This is a genomic window from uncultured Campylobacter sp. (genome assembly GCF_938045405.1).
Lineage (GTDB): Bacteria > Campylobacterota > Campylobacteria > Campylobacterales > Campylobacteraceae > Campylobacter_B.
Genome location: NZ_CALIMW010000013.1, coordinates 1 through 6,366, shown reverse-complemented (window position 1 = coordinate 6,366; position 6,366 = coordinate 1). Strand labels below are relative to the sequence as shown.

Here is a 6,366-nt window from a genome sequence, read left to right as displayed (position 1 = left end):
GCGAAATTTCATCTTGAGGCGCGTGATTACTTTCGGTGGGTTCGCTTGTGCCGATACTATTTAGCGGTACATCCTCAGGGATATCGCTAGCAACTAAGTTTAGAGGCATATCATCTGCGATATTATCCGCAATCTTTTCTGCGACGGCGTTAAGCGGCGTATCATCGGCGATGGTGTCCGCAAGAGCTGCTTCATCTGCAAGCTGCGAGAGCGGAATATCATCTGCGATCTCGTCCGTGCGCGGTACATCGCCTAGTAACTGCGAAAGCGGCACATCATCTGCAATCTCGGGCGCTATATCGTTTGCCAGCTGCGAAAGCGGTATATCCTTGCCGGAGTCATAAAAGCTATCCACGAGCTCTTCAAAATTACTACCCGAAGCGGAATTTGCCTGGTCAATCGCATCGATCTCTTTCATCACAGAGCTTGCATCGGCAAATTCTTTCGCCATTTTTTCTTTCGCCTGCACGCTCATATTTTGAACCGAAAACTCGCTGATAAACGTGATGAGCTCAAGCGGCGAAAAAGGCTTGGTAAGGGTGTATCGCGCTCCTGGCACCGAGACATTTTTAGGCGTCAGAAACAGCGTTTTATTAAGATCAAATTTTGAAATATCATCGCCATCTTCATAATTTTTTATCGTCAAATCATATTCACTCTCGTCTGCACTATATGCTACCAGGTCCGCACCGATGCGCTCGCAGCAAATATTTACGACACTTGCAACCTGCTCATTGTGATTGTCAAGTAGAATTTTCATTTATGACCTTTTAGAAAGAATTTGGACTATTGTAAGATATTTTTGGTTATTAATTGCTTATATTTGCGCTAAATTTCGGTTATTTAGGCGATAAACTTTGCAGCATTTTTGCGCTAAATTCTCATCGTGGGTCACGAGCACGAGCGCGCCACGACTGGATTTTACGTAATCAAAAATCACGCCCATGACCTCGTTTGCGGTATCTTTATCTAAATTTCCAGTAGGCTCATCGGCAAAGATTATGCGCGGCTTTTTGCAAAGTATACGGGCGATGCTCACGCGTTGCTGCTGCCCGCCGCTAAGCTCGCCCACGCCTTGCTTTAAAGTATGTTCGATCTGAAGCTTTTTTAAAATTCCATCATCTATCGCATTATTCGTAAGTTTGGCGGCAAGTTCAATATTTTCGCCAGAGGAGAAGCCCTTAAAAAGGTAGTGGGATTGAAATATTATGCCAAAGTCGTTGCGGCGGACTTTAAGTCTCTCATCGGAGTTTAGTTCGTAAATACTGCGCCCGTTATAGATTACCTCGCCCGAGTTCGGTTTTAAGAGCGTGCATAAAATATGAAGCAGGGTCGATTTGCCGCAGCCGCTAACGCCCAAAATAGCGATACTCTCGCCCTCTTGGGCGCTTAAGCTTACATTTTCAAAGAGCGTATAATCATACGCGTGAGTAAGATTTACGCCCTTTAGAAGTTCCATATTTAGCCGATTTGAGCCGCTACTTCGGCAGCAAAGTCTTCGCTCTTTTTCTCTAGGCCTTCGCCCACCTCAAAGCGGACGTATTTTACGATCTCGATCTTGCCACCTAGTTTTTTAGCTTCTTCCTCGATAACCTGCTCGACGGTTTTCTTATCGTCCATTACGTAAAATTGCCCTAACAGCGTGAGGCGCTGATCGATCTGGGTATTGTCGGCGATGAAGCGATCGATCTGGCCCGGTAAAATTTTATCCCAAATTTTTTCAGGTTTATTTTGCTTGCGAAGCTCGTCTTTTAAAGCTTCGATCTCTTTGGCTAAAATTTCATCGCTTAGATGCGCGCGCGAGCCAAACTGCGGGATCTTATGAAGGGGCTTGCCCAAGCGCACAAACTCCTCATTTTCCTTCTCAAACTCACCTTTAAGAGCTAAAAATTCTTTTTCGATAAAATCGGGATCAAGCTCTTTATAGCTGATAACCTGAGGTTTCATCGCGGCTGCATGCATGCAGAGATTTTTTATAAGCTCCTTCGCACCCTCCGCAGTTCGCTCGCTGTCACAAGCTGCTGCGATGATTACGCCTACGCGGCCGTTTGAGTGCAGGTAGCCGTTTACTACTCCGTTTGCGCCCGCCTTAATCGTCTCAAATCTTCTAACGACCAAATTTTCGCCGATCGTAGCGATCTGGCTTTTTAGATGCTCATCAAATTTAACGCCGTCGATGATGCTGGAATTTAGCTCATCAATGCTGCTAATGCCCTTACTTTGGATATGTAGAGTGGTATTTTTAACTAAATTTATAAAATTTTGATTTTTAGCTACAAAGTCGGTTTCGGAATTTATCTCGCTTATCGTGGCGATCTTATGATCCGCGCTCACTTCGACGCTCACTAGACCCTCGCTAGCTAGGCGGTCGGCTTTTTTAGCAGCTTTTCCGAGACCCTTTTCGCGAAGCAGATCGACGGCTTTATCCATATCGCCGTCTGTTTCAACCAAAGCCTTTTTGCAGTCCATCATCCCCGCTCCGGTGCTTTCGCGGAGCTCTTTTACCATTTGCGCGCTGATTTCCATTACTCTTCGTCCTCGCTTACGTCAAAATCCTCTTCGCTCATCGCCTCGGCTACGACTTCCTCTTTCTCCTCGTCGCTGACGGCTTCGCTCTGCTCGACATCCTCGCTTGCGTCTTGATCGCGAAGTGCCTTGCCTTCGTTGATCGCCTCAGCCATCTCTTGGCAGAAAAGCTGAACCGAGCGGATCGCATCGTCGTTGCCAGGTATCGGGAAATCGACTACGTCCGGATCGCAGTTTGTATCCAAAGGCGCGATAACCGGCATTTTTAGGCGGTTGGCTTCCGCTACGGCGATCTTTTCTTTTACAACGTCGATGACGAAGATCATATCAGGCAAGCCCTTCATATTGCGAATGCCGCCTAGATAAAGCTCGAGCTTCTCTTTTTTGCGGCGAAGCATTAGCGCCTCTTTTTTGGTTAGTAAATTTATCGAGCCGTCCTCTTCCATAGTCTCGATTACTTCGAGCTTGCGGATCGATTGCTTGATGGTAGAAAAATTCGTCAGCATGCCGCCTAGCCATCTGTGGCTTACATAAGGCATGCCGCATTTTTCGGCGTACTCTTTTAGCGTCGCGCCGGCTTGTTTTTTGGTGCCTACGAAAAGTATCGTCTTGCCCTCTGCAGCCGCGTCGCGTACGATATTATAAGTGTAGCGGAAGTAGCGGATAGTTTTTTGTAGATCTATGATGTAGATACCTTTGCGCTCGCCAAAAATGAATTTTTTCATCTTCGGATTCCATCTGCGTGTTTGGTGTCCGAAATGAACGCCGCACTCTAGCAAATCTCTCATTGTTACCATGAGTTTTCTCCTTGTGGGTTGCCCCGAAATTTAGGTTTCTCCTCCACACCCATTAACATTTGTTTTTAACAAACGCAACCAAATTTTAGGATTGGTGTGTGTGAATTGAAGCTGGGATTATATTTAAAAATAGCTAAATTAAAGCTAAATTTAATATAATCCAATACCTCGGCGCGGTTAAATTTTACGCCGCAAAGATGAGACGGCTGCAAAGGTAGAGAGCAAGATTATTCGTCAAATTTAAATTCGCCGAATTTAAAAAGCGGCATCTGCTTCAAATTTCACTCGAAAAATCCCTTTTTCACGAGCTTGCCCTCTTTCACGCAAAACTCCCCTTTCGCGATCACGCTATCTAGGTTTAGAGCTTCGTCAAATACCGCAAAATCGGCATCAAAGCCTACTTTTATCTCGCCCTTGCCGCTTAGATTTAGGTATTTTGCGACGTTTTTGCCCATCATGCTTAGCGCTTGCGGGACGGTTAGGATTTTATTTTTCACGCAGGCTTGCAAGACCTCTAAATTCGTCTCGCACGAAGCACAGCCGTAGCCAACCAGCGCACCGTTTTCGTCAAATCTAGGCACGCTGCCGTTGCCATCCGAGCTCATCGTTAGACGCTCTAAATTTAGCCCGTTAGCAAGCCCGTAGGCGATAGCTTCGTGAAGCGGGGCGAATTTACTTCCGCCGCTCGTGATATCGATGTAGCCACCCATTTTTTGAAATTTGATCGCCTCGTCAAAGAGCTCCTTCGTCCGCGCGCAGTGCGTCGGCGAAAAGTAATTAATCGGGAACGAATAATCCTTGATCACGCTAAAAATCAGGTCAAATTTATCCGCAAGCCCGCCCATATGCATATGCAGCACGCCGCCTTTTTTCGAGATCATGCCACCGATGCGGATCTGCGTCAGGGTCTTGATGAGCTCCTGATAGGTCGGGTAGCTGCCGCGGTTGTCGCTCATCGCGATCTTACAGCCGATGACCTTGTCGATGAGGACCAGATCGCGCGTGACGGAGCCCGTAAATGTGACGCTAGGCAGCGCGTAAGAGCCCGTATGGATGAAGGTCGAGATGCCCTCGTATTCGAGCGCCTTGGCCTTTGAATAGAGATTCTCTAAGCTCCTCGTGCACCCGTCTGTGCCCAGCGTGCCTACGACCGTCGTCGTGCCGTAGCGGATGATCCCAGATAGCGTTATTTCGGGCGTGCGCGAGTGATAACCCGCCTCGCCACCACCGCCCGTGATGTGCACGTGTTGGTCAATGAGACCGGGTGCTAAAATTTTGCCCTCTAGATCGTAAATTTCAAGCCCATCGACTCGAAAATCAAGCCCCTTAGAAACGGCCAAAATTTTACCTCCGCCGAGCAAAACGTCGCTCCTGCCGATGTGCTCCGGCGCGTATAGATCGGCATTTTTAAGTAACAGCATATTTTCTACTTTGCTTTGGATTTTTTGTAAATTTTACGTTTTTTGGCTTTCTTGACCGCGATGTCACGCCGCAATCTCACCTCTTTTTCGCCGCTTCGTTTTACAGCGCCTCTACGTCAAATTTTATAGAGTTTCATAAAATTCAGGTAACCTCGCGCAGAAATTTTATATCCTATTTCTGCTTTTCATCGGCATAGTTTATTCATCACAAATTCATCACAAAGCCGCAGAAGCGCCCCGTGATGCCATCTCTGCGGTAAGAAAAATGCCGCTCGCTCTCGAAGGTGCAGCGCGGATCAAATTTTACCTCTCGCACCCCCGCAGCTGCGAGCTCGTCGCGCAGCGCGGCGTTCATATCGAAATGCCCCTGCGTTTTGTAGCGCTCAAACTCGCCCAGATCAAGCTCGCCGAGTTCGTAGTTTCGCGCCTTGATATTCGTGCCCACGAATACCTTCAGCTCCGCAGCGACGCAGCCAAAGCGCTCGCTCATCAAATTTATCGCATTGGTGCAGATCCGCCCTATCACGCCCGCGCGTCCCGCATGCACCGCGGCAACCACTCCGCGCCGCTCGTCCGCGACCAGTACAGGCGAGCAGTCCGCTACCAGCATACACAGCGCCGCGCCGCGCAGATCGGTCACAAGCCCGTCGCAGGGCGAGATTTTATCGCTAGCTGCGCGTAAAATTTCAACTTTGTTTGAGTGGATCTGGCGCATAAATTTTAAATTTCGAGGCGCGATACCGAGCGCAGCGGCTAAAATTTCGCGATTTTGCGCGACGTTTTGCGGATCGTCGCCTACGTGATCCCCTAAATTTAAGCTCGCGTAGGCTCCGCCGCTTACGCCGCCAAGCCGCGTGCTAAAGCCCGCCAACACTCCGTGCCCGTCCAATACAAACTCAAGATTTTCTCTGCAAATTTCGGTGTTAGTCATCGTGCGCTACTTGGCGCCCTAATACAGGCTTAAAATTTTATCTACCGCGTCCCACGAAAGCCCGTCTTGCTCGCCTTCGGCGCTCGTATCGCGCGCCGCGACAGTGCCACGACCGACGAGCTGTCCGCCGGCAAAACGTAGCTGGACAGCGACGTATCGCGCGAGCAGATCGGTCTCGATATTTACGCGGCGCCCGATTTTGTAGGTTCCAAAGAGCGTATCCTTAAGCGTGAGCGGGATGATTGTAAGGCGAATGGCGCAGCTTTGCGCTTCGCTCTTTAGGTTTGCGCCCAAGGAGTTTGGATCGAGAACGGAATTTGAGCCGCTAGAATTTAGCCCGCGCAAGCTTGCACCGTTAAAATTTGCGCCGCGCAGCTCTTTACGAGTAAAATTTCCGTCGTCAAGACCTTGGCTGTTAAAATTTCGCCCGTGCGTGCCACCGCCCTCAAGCACTTCGTTGATCGTTAGGCTCACGCCGTCGATCGCCACCGAGCCCTTCGGCGCTAGTAGCGGCGCTATGTGCAGCGGCGCGCGGATAAAAAAATCGACGCCACTTGCAAGCTTTGAAATTTTATAAATTTCGCCTACAGCATCGACGTGCCCTTGGATCAAATGCCCGTCTATGCGCTCGCCTAGCCGCATCGCAGGCTCGATATGCACCGAGCCGTGCAGGTTTTGCACGGCGATGACG

The 6,366-nt window shown here is 49.1% G+C and carries 7 protein-coding genes; all 7 read right to left on the bottom strand.

Going from position 1 to position 6,366, the window contains the following annotated elements:
- A partial coding sequence (locus Q0140_RS00570) for a hypothetical protein (RefSeq protein WP_297960498.1) occupies nt 1-760 on the bottom strand: 760 nt, incomplete at its 3' end.
- A gap of 57 nt (nt 761-817) precedes the next feature.
- A complete protein-coding gene (locus Q0140_RS00565; protein ID WP_297960496.1) occupies nt 818-1,459 on the bottom strand; it encodes an ABC transporter ATP-binding protein in 642 nt (213 codons plus the stop codon).
- A gap of 2 nt (nt 1,460-1,461) precedes the next feature.
- Complete coding sequence (gene tsf, locus Q0140_RS00560; RefSeq protein WP_297960493.1) at nt 1,462-2,526, bottom strand: translation elongation factor Ts; 1,065 nt, start codon at nt 2,524-2,526, stop codon at nt 1,462-1,464.
- On the bottom strand, nt 2,526-3,323 hold the full coding sequence (gene rpsB / locus Q0140_RS00555; RefSeq protein ID WP_297880676.1) for a 30S ribosomal protein S2: 798 nt from the start codon (nt 3,321-3,323) through the stop codon (nt 2,526-2,528). The genes tsf and rpsB overlap by 1 nt, the downstream gene beginning before the upstream one ends.
- A gap of 281 nt (nt 3,324-3,604) precedes the next feature.
- The gene (gene iadA / locus Q0140_RS00550) at nt 3,605-4,744 is read right to left on the bottom strand and encodes a beta-aspartyl-peptidase (protein WP_297960490.1); all 1,140 of its coding nucleotides are present in this window, start codon (nt 4,742-4,744) and stop codon (nt 3,605-3,607) included.
- Nucleotides 4,745-4,949: 205 nt separating this feature from the next.
- Nucleotides 4,950-5,675, bottom strand: a complete 726-nt coding sequence (locus Q0140_RS00545; RefSeq protein WP_297960487.1) for a polyphenol oxidase family protein — start codon at nt 5,673-5,675, stop codon at nt 4,950-4,952.
- Nucleotides 5,676-5,693: 18 nt separating this feature from the next.
- Nucleotides 5,694-6,362: a hypothetical protein gene (locus Q0140_RS00540; protein ID WP_297960501.1), complete on the bottom strand. Its 669-nt coding sequence runs from the start codon at nt 6,360-6,362 to the stop codon at nt 5,694-5,696.
- Nucleotides 6,363-6,366 lie beyond the last annotated feature (4 nt).

What these genes read in the sequence shown, in the direction of transcription:
- Q0140_RS00565 (WP_297960496.1), bottom strand. Translation starts at nt 1,459, where the DNA reads ATGGAACTTCTAAAGGGCGTAAATCTTACTCACGCGTATGATTATACG.
- tsf (WP_297960493.1), bottom strand. Translation starts at nt 2,526, where the DNA reads ATGGAAATCAGCGCGCAAATGGTAAAAGAGCTCCGCGAAAGCACCGGA.
- rpsB (WP_297880676.1), bottom strand. Translation starts at nt 3,323, where the DNA reads ATGGTAACAATGAGAGATTTGCTAGAGTGCGGCGTTCATTTCGGACAC.
- iadA (WP_297960490.1), bottom strand. Translation starts at nt 4,744, where the DNA reads ATGCTGTTACTTAAAAATGCCGATCTATACGCGCCGGAGCACATCGGC.
- Q0140_RS00545 (WP_297960487.1), bottom strand. Translation starts at nt 5,675, where the DNA reads ATGACTAACACCGAAATTTGCAGAGAAAATCTTGAGTTTGTATTGGAC.